This window comes from Streptomyces sp. 4F14 (genome assembly GCF_048159485.1).
GTDB lineage: Bacteria > Actinomycetota > Actinomycetes > Streptomycetales > Streptomycetaceae > Streptomyces.
Genome location: NZ_JBLRVY010000027.1, coordinates 157848 through 175617, shown reverse-complemented (window position 1 = coordinate 175617; position 17770 = coordinate 157848). Strand labels below are relative to the sequence as shown.

Genomic DNA, 17770 nt, shown 5'->3' with positions numbered 1-17770 from the left:
CGAACCCGGAAGCTAAGCCTTACAGCGCCGATGGTACTGCAGGGGGGACCCTGTGGGAGAGTAGGACGCCGCCGAACAATCATTCCGGGAGACCCCCGCACCTTATGGTGCGGGGGTTTTCTGCGTTTAGGGTTGAGGTATGCGCTACGACCTGGTGATCTTCGACAACGACGGGGTGCTCGTCGACAGCGAGCCCATTTCCAACCGGCTGCTCGCCGAATATCTCACCGAGCTGGGACATCCGACGTCGTACGAGGACTCGATCCGGGACTACATGGGGTCCGCGATGCACCGGATCCACGATCTGGTGCTGGAGCGGACGGGGGAGCGGTTGCCCGAGGGGTTCGACGAGGGCTTCCATGCTCGGGTGTTCGCCGCTTTCGAGCGGGAACTGAAGCCGGTCGCGGGGATCGTCGAGGTCCTGGAGCGGCTGACGGCGGCGGGGGTGCCGTACTGCGTGGGGTCGTCCGGGAGTCATGAGCGGATCCGGTTGGGGCATCGGGTGGCGGGGCTCGACCGGTTCTTCGGGGAGGGGCGGGTCTTCAGCGCGGAGGATGTGGGGCGGGGGAAGCCGGCGCCGGATCTGTTTCTGTACGCGGCCGAGCGGATGGGGGTCGCACCGGGGCGGTGTGTGGTGGTCGAGGACTCGCCGCTGGGGGTGCGGGCCGGGGTCGCGGCCGGGATGGACGTCTTCGGGTTCACGGCGATGACGCCCGCCGAGCGGCTTGTGGGGGCCTCGCGGTTCTACGGTGAGCCGGGGGAGCTGGTCGAGCTGCTGCTCGGGTGAGGGCGGGACAAGGCGCCGAACCACTTACGCCAGCCCTCCGACCCAGAGAGCTGAGCGAAATTCATCTTTGGCTTGATCTACCCATGAGTACGCCGGGGCCCTACGCTCGCCGCCATGACAGAAGTGCTGCGGCGCGGTAGGGCCTCGTTGGCGTTCAGCTTCTTTGCCCAGGGGGCCGCGTTCGCGCTGCTGGTGACCCGGATTCCGGCGATCCAGGATCGGTACGGGGTCTCCGACGGGCTGCTGCCCGTATATCTGGCGGCCGTGCCGGTGCTGGCCGGGGTCGGGAGTGTGGCGTCCGAGCGGGTCGTGCGGAGGGTCGCGCCCAGTGTGGTGCTGCGGTGGGCCCAGCCGGTCGTCCTGCTCGCGCTCGTGGGGGTCGGGGCGGGGGACGGGACCGTTCAACTCGCGGCCGCGCTCGCGGTGTTCGGGCTGTCGCTGGGGGCGCTCGACGCGACGATGAACATGCTGGGGGTCAGTCTCCAGCGGGCGTACGGGCGCAGCATCATGCTCAGTTTCCATGCCGCGTTCAGTCTCGGGGGGATCGTCGGGTCCTCGCTCGCCTGGGCGGGAGCGCACTGGGAGTTGGCGCTGTGGGTGCTGTATCTGCCCGTCGTGGCCGTGCTGTTGCCGGCCGCGCTCGTGGGGAGCCGGTGGTATGTCGACGGGCGTACGGGAGTTGAGGTTCCGGAGGAGGCGGCCAAGGGTGGGGAGCGGCTCGGGTTGCGGGTGTTGCTGCCCCTGTGCCTCGTCATGGCCTTCGCCTATATCGGGGACTCCACCGTGTCCAACTGGAGCGCCAAGTACCTCCAGGACGTGCTGGGGAGTTCCGAGCAGCTCGCGACCGTGCCGTACAACGTCTACATGGTGACCATGCTCGTCGGGCGGGCCGTCGGGGACTACGGGGTACGGCGGTTCGGGGCCGTTGTCGTGGTGCGGCTCGGGGCGTTCCTGGCCGCCGGGGGGTTCGCCGTCGTCGCGGGGGCGCCCGGGGCGTGGGTGGGCATGGTCGGGTTCACGCTCGTGGGGGTGGGGCTGTGTGTGATCGTGCCGCAGACCTTCGCCGCTGCCGGGCGGTTGTTCCCCGGGGCCTCCGATGCCGCCGTCGCGCGGTTGAACATCTTCAACTACGTGGGGTTCCTGGTGGGTTCGCCGCTCGTGGGGGTGATCGGGGACGCCTGGAGCTATCGCGGGGCCATGCTCGTACCCATGGGGTTGGTGCTGGTGACCGTCCTGTATGCCCGGTCGTTCGAGACGCGGGAGGACCGATACGGTGGCGGGCATGAGCGGGCGCGCACAGCTGATGTGGGATGAAGCGGTCACGGGGTACGACTTCGGGGCCGGGCATCCGATGGATCCGGTACGGCTTGAGCTGACACGGGGGTTGGTGTCCGCGCTCGGGCTCGATCGGGAGGTGGAGGTCGTCTCGGCCAAGGCGGCGGGGGAGTCGACCTTGCGGCTCGTTCACCGGGAGGACTACATCGAGGCGGTCAAGGCGGCCTCCCTGGATCCTCGGAGTGCCGATCAGGCGTACGGGCTGGGGACCGTGGACGATCCCGCGTTCGCCGGTATGCATGAAGTCAGCTCCCTCATCGCCGGGTTGTCCGTCGGGGCCGCCGAGGCGGTGTGGCGGGGGGATGTCTCCCATGCCGTCAACTTCGCCGGGGGGCTTCATCATGCGATGCCCGGTGGGGCCGCCGGGTTCTGTATCTACAACGACGCCGCCCTCGCCATCGCGCGGTTGCTGGAGTTGGGGGCCGAGCGGGTCGTCTACATCGATGTCGACGTGCATCACGGGGATGGTGTGCAGGCCGCGTTCTGGGAGGATCCCCGGGTTCTGACGATCTCGCTGCATGAACATCCTCGTACGTTGTTTCCGCAGACCGGGTGGGCTGAGGAGACCGGGGCCGCGGGGGTTGCCGAGGGGTCTGCCGTCAATGTGGCGTTGCCTGCGGGGACCGGGGACGCCGGGTGGGTGCGGGCGTTTCACTCCGTGGTGCCGGAGTTGGTGGCGGAGTTTCGGCCCGATGTGATCGTCAGTCAGCACGGTGCCGATACGCATTTCGAGGATCCGTTGGCGCATCTCGCGGTTTCTCTCGATGCGCAGCGGGCTGTTCAGGTGGCCTGTCATGAGTTGGCTCATGAATATGCCGGGGGGAAGTGGGTCGCGTTGGGTGGGGGTGGGTATTCCGTGGTCGATGTTGTTCCTCGGTCCTGGGCGCATTTGGTGGGGATTGCCGCTGGGAAGGAGATTTCGCCGGATGCGGTGATTCCTGAGGGGTGGCGGGAGCAAGTCTTCGCCCGTACCCGGCAGTTGGCTCCTGCGCGGATGAGTGATGGGCGGTGGCCGGTGAGTTGGGCTTCCTGGGAGGCGGGGTACGACCCTGGGGACCGGGTGGATCAGGCGGTGCTGGCGGCTCGGCGGGCGGTGTTTCCGTTGCGGGGGATGTTGGCGTGAGTTTTCTCGCCCCCGCCGCCCCTACCCGTCCCATCCTTCGAAGGGGCGCTGCCCCTTCGACCCCGCCAGGGGCTCTGCCCCTGGACCCCGGGTGGGTGGGGGAGGTGGGGGCGGCTTTCGGGTGGGTGGGGGGTGATCGGCCCTGAAGGGGCCTCGTCCTCAAACTCCCCCAAGCTCTTCGAGCAGGGAGGTGCCCCCAGACGGGCTGAGGTGGGTGCGGGTGTGTTCTCAAAGGCCGGCGGGCCGGAATGGGTGCGTGCGCGTTATCGAGGGCCGGGCCGGCTCCGGGTGTTGGGTGGGTGGGCTCCCGGTGGGGGTTACTCCAAGCAGGTTGTGGTCGGGGGGAGTTGCTGACAGGGGTGGGGGAGTTCGCGAGGATTCTCGGGTGTTCAGTGCTGAGGAGCTGGCGGGGTATCTCGTCGAGGTGGGGATCTCGGGGCGGGTGTCCACGTCCAGGGAGCGGAGTCTGCGGAATTATCGGCTGTTCGGGGTGGGGGATCCGAGGGTGCGGTTGGGGGTGGTGCCCAGGGGGAGTTGGGGTAGTGGGGAGGTGCTGGGGGTGATGGTCGACGCGTGTGGGGTTTCGGACGATCTGGGGGTGGTTTCAGGGCAGGATTGGATCGAGCCCGCGAAGACCGTCGCCGCGCTGGACGCGTTTGCGGATCGGATCAGGAATGTTGCGCTCTGTAACGGCGCCGTGTTGGTGGGGACGGGACATCCGGGGCGGTTAGGGGGGTTTTACCGGGCGATCGTGGACGCCTTGTCGACGGAGGGATGTGAAGTGCTCACACCTGCGAAGGGTCTCTCTGTCGACATAACGACCCGGTTCGGTCTACGCACGTACATCCTTGAGTACGTACGAGGAGTCGGCCGGCTTCTCGAACCGGGCGTCGAACGCGCCGGTTGTGCGACCGGTGTGCACGCGCATTCCCCGCTGCCGGTTCGGCTCGCCCTGGAGGCCGCGGCGGCGTCCGGCGGGCGGTTGCCGGACCTCGTCATCGGGGACCACGGCTGGGTCTGCGGGGCAGGTCAGCTGGGGTTTGAGGCCATTGGGCTGGCCGATGCCGATGACCCCGCGGTGTTCGTGGGGCAGGCCGAGGGGATCGTGTCCGTCGCCGTTCCGGTTGATGACGGCGTGCGATCCGATTACTACTTGCCGCTGACCCGCTACGTACTCAATCGAGCGTGTCTGTCACAGTAGGACTGCCTTGGGGTGCACCTCTTCCCCACTCGCATCACCCGCCCCTACATTGGGGAGTGAGCACGCAACGACGAAGAGTCACCGGAAGGGGAAGCCGGTGGCCGTCGAGTGCGGAAGGTTCAGGTGTTGTCATGGCAGCTGATCGGCCTCTCAACGAGGTTGTGTTCCTTACCGTGGCGGAAGTCGCCGCGGTGATGCGCGTTTCGAAGATGACCGTGTACCGCCTGGTGCACAGCGGTCATCTGCCCGCGATCAGGGTGGGGCGGTCCTTCCGCGTCCCCGAACAAGCGGTGCACGAGTACCTCCGCGAGAGCTATGTGGGGGTGGAAACCGCCTGACGGCTGACCTGGGGGGGATCAGTACAGGGCACTTCCGATCTCCCCCGGCTCCCTCGATTACGACCTCAGCGCGCGGACGGGTAGGCTGGCCCCTCGTAGGTCGTGTGGGCCCCGGCGCCCAGCACCGAGTGATGAGAAGTGAGCGAGGGTAAGTCGTGGGCTCTGTCATTAAGAAGCGGCGTAAGCGGATGGCGAAGAAGAAGCACCGCAAGCTGCTGAAGCGGACGCGTGTCCAGCGTCGTAACAAGAAGTAAGCCGTAGCGCTTACGACTTGAGTCGGCGCGCGTCGCGTACGCGTGGTGTGGCCCCTGCTGGATTACCGGCGGGGGCCACACGCATATCCGGCCAGGGTTTTTCCGGGACGCCGCCCGCTCATCACAGCGCAACACCGAACCGCTAGGTTGGCATCCGACACAGGCCCTGGAAGGAAGGCGCTGATCTTGGGGAAGGTCGTGCTTGTCACCGGAGTGGCCCGCAGGCTGGGGGGACGGTTCGTACGGCGGATCCAGCGCGATCCCGGCGTGGACCGGGTGATCGGGGTGGACGTCGTACGGCCCGAGCACTCCCTCGGGGGCGCCGACTTCGTCCAGGCGGACATCCGCCAGCCGACCATCGCCCGGGTGCTGGCGGAGAGCGGTGCCGACACCGTCGTCCACATGGACGTGACGGGGACCGCGCTCGGCAGCGGGAGCCGGACGACGGTCAAGGAGACGAACGTCATCGGGACGATGCAGCTGCTGGGGGCGTGCCAGAAGGCGCCCGGGGTGAAGCGGCTGGTCGTGAAGTCGAGTACGAACGTGTACGGTTCGGCGCCGCGCGACCCGGCCGTGTTCACGGAGTCGACGGCCGCGAAGTCGCTGCCGAGCGGAGGGTTCGCGAAGGACGCCGTCGAGGTCGAGGGGTACGTACGGGGGTTCGCGCGGCGGCGGCCCGATGTCGCCGTGTGTGTGCTGAGGTTCGCCAACATCCTCGGGCCCGGCGCCGAGACGCCGCTCGCCTCGTACTTCGCGCTGCCCGTGCTGCCGACCGTGTTCGGGTACGACCCGCGGCTGCAGTTCGTGCACGAGGACGACGTGATCGAGGTGCTGCGGATCGCGTCGTACGACCCGGCGCGCGGGACGCAGAACAGCGGGACGTTCAACATCGCGGGGGACGGGGTGCTGCTGCTGTCGCAGTGCTCGCGGCGGCTCGGGCGGCCCACCGTGCCGTTGCTGCTGCCGGCGGTCACCTGGGCGGGGTCGCTGGTGCGCACGCTCGGGATGACCGACTTCTCGCCCGAGCAGATCCGGCTGCTGACGCACGGGCGGGTGGTGTCCACGGCGCTGATGCGCGAGACGCTCGGGTTCGTGCCGGCGTACACGACCGCCGGGACCTTCGCGGACTTCGCGCGCAGTCAGGGGCCGGGGCTGCTGCCGCCCGAACTGGTCGGTGACGCCGTCGACCGGGTCGCGGGACTGGTCCACCTTCCGACGCCGAGCGCGAACTGAGGAGCGTGTCCACGATGGCGGACGCCAAGGTCATTCCGTTCGACGACGACAGATCCCGTACGGGGAGCGCGCCCCGGCCGGCCCGGCGGCGCGGGGGGCTGCCGAAACGGGGAAACGGTGAGGTCCAGCCCCTGCCCACGCGGGCTCCTGAGCGCGATGATGTTCCCGTGACACCACAGGAGCCGCACTCCGTCGAGCGGCGTATCGCGGGCGGGCTGTCGTTCCTGCGGCGGCGGCTGACCGGGGAGTACGAGGTCGACGACTTCGGCTTCGACGAGGAGCTCACCGACCAGGTGCTGATGTCGTTGCTGCGGCCGGTGTACGAGAAGTACTTCCGAGTCGAGGTGAAGGGCATCGAGAACATCCCCTCCGAAGGGGGTGCGCTGATCGTCTCCAACCACTCCGGGACGCTGCCGCTGGACGGGCTGATGATGCAGGTCGCCGTCCACGACCACCATCCCGCCGACCGGCATCTGCGGCTCCTCGCCGCCGACCTGGTGTTCGTGCTGCCGGTCGTCAACGAGCTCGCCCGCAAGCTCGGGCACACCCTCGCCTGCGCGGAGGACGCTGATCGGCTGCTCGGCCAGGGCGAGTTGGTCGGCGTGATGCCCGAGGGCTTCAAGGGCCTCGGCAAGCCCTTCGGGGAGCGCTACAAACTCCAGCGCTTCGGCAGAGGCGGCTTCGTCTCCACGGCTCTGCGCAAGGGCGCCCCGATCATCCCCTGCTCGATCGTCGGCGCGGAGGAGATCTACCCGATGATCGGCAACGCGAAGACCCTCGCGCGCGTCCTGGGCTTCCCCTACTTCCCGGTCACCCCCACCTTCCCGTGGCTCGGCCCCCTAGGCGCCGTCCCCCTCCCCACCAAGTGGACGATCCAGTTCGGCGAGCCCATCCCCACGGACGGCTACCCGCCGGAGGCCGCCGAGGACCCGATGCTGATGTTCAACCTGACGGACCAGGTACGGGAACAGATCCAGCACACGCTCTACAAGTTGCTCGTGCAGCGGAGGTCGGTGTTCTTCTAGGCGGATACGGCGATGGGGGCGGCCGACCTCGAAGGTGGCCGCCCCCATCGCCGTACTAGTCCGCGTCCTCGCTGTCGATGCCCAGGCCCGGGAGGAGGCCGGGGAGGAGGGGGGGGATCGTGACGTCGGGGGGAGTGGTGGGGAGGGACGGGGTGGTGGGGAGGTTCTTCGGGGGGTCCAGGAGGTTGCCGCCTGTGGTGCCGCCCAGGAGGCCGTCGTCGGACGGGGTGGAGGGGGTCGCGGGGGTGGTGGAGTGGCCCGGGGCGGTGTGACCGGGGGTGGTGTGGCCCGGGGCGGGTGCGGTGGGGTTGTCGTGGGACGGGGTGGTGCCGTCCGGGGAGGTGGTGCGGGGGGTTGTCGAGCCGTGGGAAGGGGGTGGCGGGAGGAGCGACTGGAGGGGGGCCACCTCCTCGTCCATCGCGTCGAAGACCGACGTGACCTCGTCGCCCACGTCGCCCAGCTGGACCGGGAGGTTCTCGCGCAGGGCGCCCCAGGTCTCGCGGTGGGAGCGGGCGAAGGCGGAGAGGGCGCGCATCGGGCCGAGGGACTCGGGATCGCGTTCGTACGCCTCGTGCAGGAGGCGGTGGCCCTCCGTCGCGTCGTGGGTCATGCCCGAGAGGGTGCGGCGGATCTCGCCCAGCGACTCGTGGTCGAGGTGGGAGCCACGGCCCCGGTCGAGGAGGCGGCGCGCTTCGTTCAGGCGCGTCGACGCCTGGTCCAGGTACGCCTGGCCGCGCTCCGTGTCGTCGTCCGTCAGGTACGTCAGCCTGAAGTCCTCGATGCCCCGCTTGAGGCCGTACAGCGAGTCGCCCGGCAGTGCGTCCGAGCTCGCCGCCGCGACCCCGCCGAAGGCGCCCGCGGCGACGCCGACGCTGAGGCCGCCGGCGGTGAGGCCCTTGGCGAGCCGGCCGCGCGGGCGGAGCTTGCCGAGCGCCCGGTGTTTCGCGGCGCGGTGACCGCGCTGTTCCGGTACGGAGGGGGCCTCACCCCCTTGCAGCATCGCTTCCATCGCGGCGACCAACTGCGCCCGCTGGACGACCTTGACCTCGGGGTCCAGCACCGGTTTCGGCAGCTCGGCGAGGTCCGCCGTCAGGGACAGCAGGGCGTCCTGTTCGGCGGCGGCCGGTGCCGGCGGTGATCCCTCGGGCTGCTCGGCCGCCGTGCCCCGGTCGGAATCCTCCAGGGCCTGGGCGAAGGCGTTCGCCCGCCGGTGTGCCGATACGTTCGCGATCACTGGCGGCACCTCCTCTCGTCATCACGGTCGACTCCCCTGGGTGTCGGAGGGTTGCACGTCCTCGACCGGATCCACACGATCGGGTGACCGGTGGCGGGCGGAACGTGACCACAGGGAGCCTGTATCCCGCTCAACGAATGGCGCGGCACTTGGGTTACGGACTGAGGATGATCGGATCGGGAAGTCAACGGACTTTCACTGAACGTGAGTTGGTGAGAGGTTTCCGTTACCGCGCGTCTTCCGGCAGGAGCCGGGCGAGCGTACGGACGGCCCGGTACTGGAGCGTCTTGATCGCGCCCTCGTTCTTCCCCATCACCCGCGCGGTCTCCGCGACCGACAGGCCCTGGAGGAACCGGAGCGTCACGCACTCCTGCTGCTGGGGGTTGAGCCGGCGCACGGCGTCCAGGAGCGCGGCGTTCGACAGGGACTCCAGGACCGAGTCCTCCGGGGAGCGCTCGACCTCGTTCGCGTCGAGCATCTCGCCGGTGGTCACCTCCAGGCGGAAGCGGCTCGACTTGAAGTGGTCGGCGACGAGGTTGCGGGCGATCGTCACGAGCCAGGCGCCGAAGTCGCGGCCCTGCCAGGTGAAGGTGCCGATCCTCCTGAGGGCGCGCAGGAACGTCTCGCTCGTGAGGTCCTCGGCGGTGGCCTTGCCGCCCACCCGGTAGTAGATGTACCGGTAGACGGTGTCGCTGTACTGGTCGTACAGACAGCCGAACGCCTCGGCCTCGCCGGCCTGGGCGCGTTCCACGAGGTCCATCATGCGGGCGCTGTCGCTGTCCGCGGCGGGGCGGCGGGCGGCGGGGGCGGTCGTGCGACCGCGTCTGCCGACAGTGGTGCCGCCGTCGGCGAGCGCGTAGCACGCGCCGACGGGGGTGGCGGTGGCGAAGGCGGGGACGCCGAACGCGGGGGGGACACAGCCGCGCAGCGTTTCCTTGAGCGTTGCGATCGATTCGCGCAGCGTAGCCAGGCCCGAGGCGTCAACCCCGACGTGTGGGTACACGGGACTCCCAGAGGCAGAGCTTCCATCACGTGCAGTGCGGGACCGATCACCTGGTGCAGTGGTGGACGGGTTCCGGAATGCGTTTGAGGAGAATAACGCTTCGTGAAGGTGCTGCTACGCCGAGTTGCTCAAAACTTCGATTACATGGGGTTTGTGATCGATTGAGGGCGGATCAAGTTCGGCGTTCTGGCCGTGAGTTGATCGAAAAAGATCGGCTACGGGGGTGGTTCGGGGCGTGTTGTGCCGGGTGCGGGACGCGTTGTGGCTCGTCGCAGAGTTCCCCGCGCCTCTAAACGCCGATTGCCCTTGGGTGGGTACCGAGTTGACGTTTGCTTGGGGTCGTGCGGGGTTGCTGGAGGGACGGTCCGGTGATTTTCCGGCCGTCGGATAATCGCGTCTTGCGCCGAACTCCGTTACCGCTTGCGGCGGCTCAGGGCGATCGCCGCCGCCGTGCCGCCCGCCACCGCGCCGACGCCCGCTGCCGCCGGGATGCCTACGCGGGCCGCCTTGCGGCCGGTGCGGTAGTCGCGCAGGCGCCAGTCGAGGTTGCGGGCGTGTTTGCGGAGTTTGGCGTCGGGGTTGATGGCGTAGGGGTGGCCGACCAGGGAGAGCATGGGGATGTCGTTGTGGCTGTCGCTGTAGGCGGCGCAGCGGGTCAGGTCCAGGGACTCGGCGGCGGCGAGGGCGCGGACGGCCTCCGCCTTGGCCGGGCCGTGGAGGAGTTCGCCGACCAGCTTGCCCGTGTAGACGCCGTCGAGCGACTCCGCGACCGTGCCGAGCGCGCCTGTCAGGCCGAGGCGGCGGGCGATGACGCGGGCGATCTCGATGGGGGCGGCTGTGACCAACCACACCTTCTGGCCCGCGTCCAGGTGGGCCTGGGCCAGCGCCCGGGTGCCCGGCCAGATGCGGTCGGCGAGGTACTCGTCGTAGATCTCCTCGCCGATCGACTGGAGTTCGGCGACGCGGTGGCCCTTGACGATGGACAGGGCCGAGTCGCGGGCGTCCTGCATGTGCTCGGGGTCCTCGTTGCCGGCCATGCGGAAGTACGCCTGCTGCCAGGCGAACCGGGCCAGGTCGCGGGTCTCGAAGAACTTGCGTTTGTACAGGCCACGGCCGAAGTGGAAGAGGGCCGCGCCCTGCATGACGGTGTTGTCGAGGTCGAAGAACGCGGCGGCCTTGTCGTCGCCCTGGACGGGGAAGTCGGGTTCCTTGTCCTGAGCGTCCTGGGCGTCCTGGGCGTCCTGAGCGGCGTCCTCCTTGGAGGACTTGCGCGCGGCCTCAGCCGACGCTTCACCTGCCAACACGCTCCGCGCCGTGGCTGAGCGCCTACGGGGAGTGAGCCATCCGAGAGCGGCCATGTCGTGAGCATAGCCAGTCCGGCGGGGGCGTTCCGGATCGGTGAGGTTCGGAGGGTGTGAACTCTCCACTACAACTCGATATCGACGCGACAACACCGAGACAGAATGGGCCGTATGACTCCGCTCTTCGGGCGCAAGCCCCCCGTGCCGAAGCACGTCACCCTGATCGGCAAGCCCGACTGTCACCTCTGTGAGGACGCCGAGGCGGTGGTGGCGCGGGTGTGCGGGGAGCTGGACGTGGCGTGGGAGAAGAAGGACATCCAGCAGGACGCCGCACTTCACGACGCCTACTGGGAGCAGATTCCGGTCGTTCTGGTGGACGGGAAGCAGCACACGTTCTGGCGCGTGGACGAGGCCAGGCTGCGGAAGGCACTGACCAGCTAGTCCAAAGACGTACGAATGTCGCTTAGGATCGATGGCCAGGTGGTCTTGGGGGCGGGATTCATGAGGAGCGTGAGCTGTTTTGCCCCCAGGAGTGAAACGCGTGACCCCGGTCACGTTGGCCGGGCAAATCGGACACCATCTTTGTGCACGCGTTCACAAAGACATAGCCTGCATTCGACGGGGCGGTCCGGGGACGTACGACCGCCCACAGCCCCGCGCAACCCGCAGGAGCACCGTGGCAACTGGCCGAACTCACCGACCGGCGACCCGTAGCCGAGGGATTCCCGAGGCCACCGTCGCCCGGCTTCCGCTGTACCTCCGTGCCCTGACCGCGTTGTCGGAGCGCTCGGTGCCCACGGTCTCGTCCGAGGAGCTCGCGGCGGCGGCGGGGGTCAACTCCGCCAAGCTGCGCAAGGACTTCTCCTACCTGGGTTCGTACGGAACGCGCGGTGTCGGCTACGACGTCGAGTATCTCGTCTACCAGATCTCCCGCGAGCTGGGCCTCACCCAGGACTGGCCGGTCGTCATCGTCGGCATCGGTAACCTCGGCGCCGCCCTCGCCAACTACGGCGGGTTCGCCTCGCGCGGCTTCCGCGTCGCCGCCCTCATCGACGCCGACCCGGCGATGGAGGGCCGCCAGGTCGCCGGCATCGCCGTACGCCACAGTGACGACCTGGAGCGGATCATCCAGGACAACGGCGTCTCCATCGGCGTCATCACCACCCCGCCGAGCGTCGCGCAGCAGGTCTGCGACCGGCTCGTGGCGGCCGGGGTGACGTCCATCCTGAACTTCGCGCCGACCGTGCTGACCGTGCCGGACGGCGTCGACGTCCGCAAGGTCGACCTCTCGATCGAGCTCCAGATCCTCGCCTTCCACGAGCAGCGCAAGGCCGGTGAGATCGCCGAGGGCGCGGCCGCCGCAGCGCCGGGCGACGCCTCCGAGCAGGGGCCCGACGGGGACGTCCCCGCGGTGATGCCGGCATGAGTCTCCTCGTCGTCGGCCTGAGCCACCGCAGCGCTCCCGTGAGCGTCCTGGAGCGGGCCTCCCTCGGTCAGGACGCGCAGGTCAAGCTCCTCCAGGACACGGTCGCCGCCGAACCGGCCGCCGAGGCCGCCGTCCTCGCCACCTGCAACCGGATCGAGCTGTACGCCGACGTGGACAAGTTCCACGCCGGGGTCGCCGAGCTGTCGACGCTGCTCGCCCAGCACAGCGGGGTCGGGCTCGACGAGCTGACGCCGTACCTGTACGTGCACTACGAGGACCGGGCCGTCCACCACATGTTCTCCGTGGCGTGCGGGCTCGACTCCATGGTCGTCGGCGAGGGGCAGATCCTCGGGCAGCTCAAGGACTCCCTCGCCAAGGCGCAGGAGCTGCACAGCGCCGGGCGGCTGATGAACGACCTGTTCCAGCAGGCCCTGCGGGTCGGGAAGCGGGCGCACTCCGAGACCGGGATCGACCGGGCCGGGCAGTCGCTGGTGACGTTCGGCCTGGAGCAGCTCGCCCGGGAGACGCCGGTCGAGGAGTGGGTGCGGGGCCGGAAGGCGCTGGTCATCGGCGCCGGGTCGATGTCCTCGCTGGCCGCGGCGACGCTCGCGCGGGCCGGGGTCGCGGAGATCGTCGTCGCCAACCGGACGCTCGACCGGGCCGAGCGGCTCGTACAGATACTGACCGACGGTACGGACGTGACGGCCCGCGCGGTCCCGATGGAATCGGTGCCGGGCGAGCTGGCACGGGCCGATCTCGCGGTGTCCTGTACGGGGGCGACCGGGCTCGTGCTCACGGGCGAGGACGTCGCCCGGGCCGTGGAGGGGCGCACGGAGGCGGTGGCCGCTGTACCCGTGCCCCGCGTGATCAAACTCCCGCAGCCCGAGGAGTCCTGTCCCCTCGACCTCGGGGCCGTGCAGCAAGGATTTTCCGTCGCCGGGGACGCCGCCGTCGCCGGGATGGACGCGGCGACGCTGGAACAGCACGCCGCGTGGGTCGACAACGGGACCGTCGACCGGCGGGTCAGCAAGGAGGCCGAGCTGATCGCGGCGCTCGCGCAGACCGCCGCGACCGTCGGCCGGATCCCCGAGCGGCGCCGGCCCGAGGCCCAGGACGCCGTACCCCACAGCGAACCCGTGCTGTGTCTGCTCGACCTCGCGATGCCCCGCGACATCGACGCCGCCGCGCACCGCGTGGGCGGGGTGCGGCTGGTGGACATCGAGTCGCTGGCCGAGGCCAGCGCGGACGCGCCGATGGCGTCCGACGTCGACCAGGTCCGGCGGATCGTCTCCGACGAGGTCAACGCCTTCGGCGCAGCCCAGCGCGCCGCGCACATCACGCCGACCGTCGTCGCGCTGCGGACCATGGCCGCCGACGTGGTCGCCGGTGAGATCGCCCGCCTCGAAGGGCGGCTGCCCGGGCTCGACGACAAGCACCGGGCCGAGATCACCCAGACCGTGCGGCGCGTCGTCGACAAGCTGCTGCACGCGCCGACCGTACGGGTCAAGCAGCTCGCGGCGGAACCCGGCGGCGCCGGGTACGCGGACGCGCTGCGCACCCTGTTCGACCTCGACCAGGAGACGGTCGCCGCCGTGTCCCGGGCCACGGATGAGAAGGACCCCCGATGAGTGACACAGCGCTGAGACTGGGGACGAGGCGGAGCAGACTCGCCCTCGCCCAGTCCGGACAGGTGGCCGAGGCGGTGAGTCAGGTGACCGGGCGCCCGGTCGAACTCGTCGAGATCACCACGTACGGCGACACCTCCCGCGAGCATCTCGCGCAGATCGGCGGGACCGGCGTGTTCGTCACCGCGCTGCGCGACGCGCTGCTCGCGGGCGAGGTCGACTTCGCCGTTCACTCGCTGAAGGACCTGCCGACGGCGCAGCCCGAGGGGCTGACGCTGGCCGCCGTACCCGTGCGCGAGGACCCGCGTGACGTCCTCGTCGCCCGGGACGCGCTGAAGCTGACCGACCTGCCGCGCCGGGCGCGGATCGGGACCGGTTCGCCGCGCAGGACGGCCCAGTTGAACGCGTACGCACGCGCGCACGGGCTGGAGTTCGAGATGGTCGCGATCCGGGGGAACGTCGACACCCGGATCCGGTACGTCCATGACGGGGAGCTGGACGCGGTCGTACTGGCCGCCGCCGGGCTCAACCGGATCGGGCGGGCCGGGGAAGTCACCGACTTCCTGTCGATAGACGCGGTTCTGCCCGCCCCCGGCCAGGGGGCACTGGCGATCGAGTGTGCTGCGGGCAACGCAGACCTCGTCGCCGCGCTCGGCGAACTCGACGACCCGTTCACGCGGGCCGCCGTAACGGCCGAACGGTCACTGCTCGCCGCCCTGGAGGCCGGTTGCAGCGCACCTGTGGGGGCGCTGGCCGACCTTCTGGCCGACGGGCAGATTGTCAAGGAAATGCGCCTGCGGGGGGTTGTCGGGACCACCGACGGTTCCCGTACGGTGCAGCTGTCCACCACCGGTCCCGTGCCCGAGACGCATGACCAGGCAACGACGCTCGGTCGCGAGCTCGCCGCCGAGATGCTTGCCCAGGGCGCGGCCGGTCTGATGGGGGAGCGAGCACATTGAGCCCCACCACCCTTCCCTCCGGCCTGGACCACGGGCACGTCACCTTTCTGGGTGCCGGACCCGGGGATCCGGGACTGCTGACTCTGCGCGCCGTGGAGGCGCTGGCGAGCGCGGACGTCCTCGTCGCCGAGCACGAGGTGCTCGACGTCGTGCGGACGCACGCCCGTACCGGCGTCTCCGTCGTGCCCACCGACCCCGCGCCGGGCACGATCGCACCACAGCCCACGGTAGTTGACAGTGCGTCAGCGACCGTGGCGCTTCCCGTGGTGCGGGATGCGGCACATCTTGTCATGGAGGCCGCGCGGGGCGGCAGGCGGGTCGTCCGTGCGGTCTCGGGCGACCCGGGACTTGATACGTACGCCGCCGCCGAAATGCTCGCCTGCGCCTCCGCGGGCGTTCCCTTCGAGGTGGTGCCCGGTGTCGCGGCCGCCGTCGGCGTGCCGGCCTATGCCGGGGTGCCGCTGCGGGACGCGCAAGGGGCGGACGTCCGGTTCGTGGACGCCCGTACCGCCTCCGACCGGTGCTGGACCGAGGTGGGGGCGTCCGACGGGACGCTCGTCGTCTCGACCTCGCTGGACGCGGTCGCCGCCGCCGCCGGGGAGCTGGTGTCCGCCGGGCGCAAGCCCGACACGCCCCTCACGGTCACCGTCGCCGGGACCACCACCCGGCAGCGGACCTGGTGCGCGACCCTCGGGACCATCGCGCAGACCCTCAAGCAGGCGAAGGTGCTGCCCTCGCCCGACGGCGGCCGGCCCGTGATAGCCGTCGTGGGGGAGCGGTCCGCTCCCGCCCAGCGGGATCAGCTCGCCTGGTTCGAGTCCAAGCCGCTCTTCGGGTGGAAGGTCCTCGTCCCCCGTACGAAGGAACAGGCCGCCTCCCTCTCCGAGCAGCTGCGGTCCTACGGCGCCGTGCCGCACGAGGTGCCCACCATCGCCGTCGAGCCGCCCCGGACGCCCCAGCAGATGGAGCGCGCCGTCAAGGGACTCGTCACCGGGCGCTACGAGTGGATCGCCTTCACCTCCGTCAACGCCGTCAAGGCCGTCCGGGAGAAGTTCGAGGAGTACGGGCTCGACGCCCGTGCCTTCGCCGGGATCAAGGTCGCGGCCGTCGGGGAGCAGACCGCCAAGGCGCTCATCGCCTTCGGCGTGAAGCCCGACCTCGTGCCCAGCGGGGAGCAGTCCGCCGCAGGGCTCCTGGAGGACTGGCCGCCCTACGACCCCGTCTTCGACCCCATCGACCGGGTGTTCCTGCCGCGCGCCGACATCGCCACCGAGACGCTGGTCGCCGGGCTCATCGACCTCGGGTGGGAGGTGGACGACGTGACCGCCTACCGGACGGTTCGCGCGTCGCCGCCGCCTGCCGACACCCGGGAGGCGATCAAGGGGGGTGGGTTCGACGCGGTGCTGTTCACGTCGTCGTCCACGGTGCGGAACCTGGTGGGGATCGCCGGGAAGCCGCACAACGTCACCGTGATCGCCTGTATCGGGCCGGCCACCGCGAAGACCGCCGAGGAGCACGGGCTCCGGGTCGATGTGATGGCTCCCGAGCCGTCCGCGCAGAAGCTCGCCGAGGCGTTGGCGGAGTTCGGGGTGCGGCGGAGGATGGCCGCCCTCGACGCCGGGGACCCTGTCACGCGGCCGAGCGAGCGGCGGCCCGGGGGGCGGCGGCGCCGGGCCACCTGAGGGGCTTCGGGCACGTGAAAGACGGCGGAGCGCCATTTCCTCGCGGGGGGCTGCGAGGGGGGTGGGGCGCTCCGCCGTCGGCTTTTCGCCTTGAGCGGCCGTTGACCATCGTCCGGGGTGGGTTCGGGGGTGTCGTTGGCGAGGTGTCCACGGTTGCTTGGCGGGGCGTCCACCGGGATCGACATCCCGTCGGCAAAGGCGGGCCCGGGGCGGGCGTAGCTTAGGGATATGTCTACGTACGCTTCCTTTCCCGGTTCCCGGCCCCGGCGGCTTCGTACCTCTCCCGTGATGCGGCGGATGGTCGCGGAGACGCGGCTGCACCCGGCGGACTTCATCCTTCCGGCGTTCGTGCGGGAGGGGGTGGCCGAGCCGGTGCCGATCCAGGCGATGCCCGGAGTCGTGCAGCACACGCGGGACAGCCTGAAGAAGGCCGCCGTCGAGGCCGTCGAGGCCGGGGTCTCCGGGATCATGCTGTTCGGGGTGCCGGAGGAGTCGAAGAAGGACGCGTACGGCACCGCCGGCACCGATCCCGACGGGATCCTCCAGGTCGCCCTGCGCGACGTCCGCGCCGAGGTCGGTGACGAACTGCTGGTCATGTCCGATCTCTGCCTCGACGAGACGACCGATCACGGCCACTGCGGGGTCCTCGACGAGCAGGGGCGCGTCGACAACGACGCCACGCTGGAGCGGTACGCCGAGATGGCCCAGGTCCAGGCCGACGCGGGCGCGCACGTCGTCGGGCCCAGCGGGATGATGGACGGGCAGATCGGTGTCGTCCGGGACGCGCTCGACCAGATCGGGCGGGAGGACGTGGCGATCCTCGCGTACACGGCGAAGTATTCCTCCGCGTTCTACGGGCCCTTCCGCGAGGCGGTCGGCTCGTCCTTGCAGGGGGACCGCAAGACCTACCAGCAGGACCCCGCCAACTGGCGTGACTCCCTGCGGGAGTTGGCCCTCGACGTGGAGGAGGGCGCCGACCTCGTCATGGTCAAGCCCGCCGGGCCCTACCTCGACATCCTGGCCCGCGTCTCCGACGCCGTCGACCTTCCCGTCGTCGCCTACCAGATCTCCGGCGAGTACTCCATGGTCGAGGCCGCCGCCGAGAAGGGCTGGCTGGACCGGGACCGGGCGATCTTCGAGACGCTGACCGGGATCCGGCGGGCGGGGGCGCGGAACATCCTGACGTACTGGGCGGTGGAGGCGGCCCGGAAGCTGGAGCGCTGGCAGTGAATTGAGTCGCTCAA

Annotated in this window: 17 protein-coding genes and 1 rRNA gene; 15 read left to right on the top strand and 3 right to left on the bottom strand. The window is 70.1% G+C overall.

Features of this window, described 5'->3' with window-relative positions:
* From rrf to ACLZOT_RS36980, 9 genes are all read left to right on the top strand, one after another.
* Nucleotides 1-77: ribosomal RNA gene (rrf, locus tag ACLZOT_RS37020) — 5S ribosomal RNA — on the top strand; the annotation flags it as partial.
* 62 nt (nt 78-139) lie between these two features.
* Complete coding sequence (locus ACLZOT_RS37015; protein WP_416973540.1) at nt 140-787, top strand: HAD family hydrolase; 648 nt, start codon at nt 140-142, stop codon at nt 785-787.
* Nucleotides 788-901: 114 nt separating this feature from the next.
* A complete protein-coding gene (locus ACLZOT_RS37010; protein ID WP_416973539.1) occupies nt 902-2101 on the top strand; it encodes an MFS transporter in 1200 nt (399 codons plus the stop codon).
* Entirely contained in the window at nt 2070-3245 is a 1176-nt protein-coding gene (locus tag ACLZOT_RS37005) for an acetoin utilization protein AcuC (protein ID WP_416973538.1), read from the top strand. Before ACLZOT_RS37010 ends, ACLZOT_RS37005 begins: the two co-directional genes overlap by 32 nt.
* Nucleotides 3246-3630: 385 nt before the next feature.
* Nucleotides 3631-4446: a phosphatase gene (locus ACLZOT_RS37000; RefSeq protein WP_416973537.1), complete on the top strand. Its 816-nt coding sequence runs from the start codon at nt 3631-3633 to the stop codon at nt 4444-4446.
* A gap of 131 nt (nt 4447-4577) precedes the next feature.
* Nucleotides 4578-4784, top strand: a complete 207-nt coding sequence (locus ACLZOT_RS36995) for a helix-turn-helix domain-containing protein (RefSeq protein ID WP_010351066.1) — start codon at nt 4578-4580, stop codon at nt 4782-4784.
* 155 nt (nt 4785-4939) lie between these two features.
* On the top strand, nt 4940-5038 hold the full coding sequence (locus ACLZOT_RS36990; RefSeq protein WP_003948845.1) for a 30S ribosomal protein bS22: 99 nt from the start codon (nt 4940-4942) through the stop codon (nt 5036-5038).
* 186 nt (nt 5039-5224) lie between these two features.
* On the top strand, nt 5225-6271 hold the full coding sequence (locus ACLZOT_RS36985; RefSeq protein ID WP_416973536.1) for an NAD-dependent epimerase/dehydratase family protein: 1047 nt from the start codon (nt 5225-5227) through the stop codon (nt 6269-6271).
* Between the two features lie 14 nt (nt 6272-6285).
* On the top strand, nt 6286-7296 hold the full coding sequence (locus ACLZOT_RS36980) for a lysophospholipid acyltransferase family protein (protein WP_416973535.1): 1011 nt from the start codon (nt 6286-6288) through the stop codon (nt 7294-7296).
* Nucleotides 7297-7351: 55 nt separating this feature from the next.
* Here ACLZOT_RS36980 and ACLZOT_RS36975 read toward each other — a convergent pair whose 3' ends face one another.
* From ACLZOT_RS36975 to ACLZOT_RS36965, 3 genes are all read right to left on the bottom strand, one after another.
* Complete coding sequence (locus ACLZOT_RS36975; RefSeq protein WP_416973534.1) at nt 7352-8530, bottom strand: DUF5667 domain-containing protein; 1179 nt, start codon at nt 8528-8530, stop codon at nt 7352-7354.
* A 226-nt stretch (nt 8531-8756) separates the two neighbouring features.
* The gene (locus ACLZOT_RS36970; protein WP_187747952.1) at nt 8757-9533 is read right to left on the bottom strand and encodes an ECF subfamily RNA polymerase sigma factor, BldN family; all 777 of its coding nucleotides are present in this window, start codon (nt 9531-9533) and stop codon (nt 8757-8759) included.
* Between the two features lie 413 nt (nt 9534-9946).
* Nucleotides 9947-10891 carry an HAD family hydrolase gene (locus tag ACLZOT_RS36965; RefSeq protein WP_416973533.1) on the bottom strand — a complete coding sequence of 315 codons (945 nt, stop codon included), beginning with the start codon at nt 10889-10891 and terminating at the stop codon, nt 9947-9949.
* Nucleotides 10892-10996: 105 nt separating this feature from the next.
* Here ACLZOT_RS36965 and ACLZOT_RS36960 point away from each other — a divergent pair, with 105 nt between their 5' ends.
* The 6 genes from ACLZOT_RS36960 (at nt 10997) to hemB (ending at nt 17756) form a co-directional block, all read left to right on the top strand.
* Entirely contained in the window at nt 10997-11275 is a 279-nt protein-coding gene (locus ACLZOT_RS36960; RefSeq protein WP_416973532.1) for a glutaredoxin family protein, read from the top strand.
* A gap of 235 nt (nt 11276-11510) precedes the next feature.
* The gene (locus ACLZOT_RS36955) at nt 11511-12260 is read left to right on the top strand and encodes a redox-sensing transcriptional repressor Rex (protein WP_416973531.1); all 750 of its coding nucleotides are present in this window, start codon (nt 11511-11513) and stop codon (nt 12258-12260) included.
* Nucleotides 12257-13888 carry a glutamyl-tRNA reductase gene (locus tag ACLZOT_RS36950; RefSeq protein ID WP_416973530.1) on the top strand — a complete coding sequence of 544 codons (1632 nt, stop codon included), beginning with the start codon at nt 12257-12259 and terminating at the stop codon, nt 13886-13888. The genes ACLZOT_RS36955 and ACLZOT_RS36950 overlap by 4 nt, the downstream gene beginning before the upstream one ends.
* Nucleotides 13885-14844, top strand: a complete 960-nt coding sequence (gene hemC, locus ACLZOT_RS36945; protein WP_416973529.1) for a hydroxymethylbilane synthase — start codon at nt 13885-13887, stop codon at nt 14842-14844. The genes ACLZOT_RS36950 and hemC overlap by 4 nt, the downstream gene beginning before the upstream one ends.
* Complete coding sequence (locus ACLZOT_RS36940) at nt 14841-16526, top strand: uroporphyrinogen-III synthase (RefSeq protein WP_416973528.1); 1686 nt, start codon at nt 14841-14843, stop codon at nt 16524-16526. Before hemC ends, ACLZOT_RS36940 begins: the two co-directional genes overlap by 4 nt.
* A 228-nt stretch (nt 16527-16754) precedes the next feature.
* On the top strand, nt 16755-17756 hold the full coding sequence (gene hemB, locus ACLZOT_RS36935; protein WP_416973527.1) for a porphobilinogen synthase: 1002 nt from the start codon (nt 16755-16757) through the stop codon (nt 17754-17756).
* Nucleotides 17757-17770 lie beyond the last annotated feature (14 nt).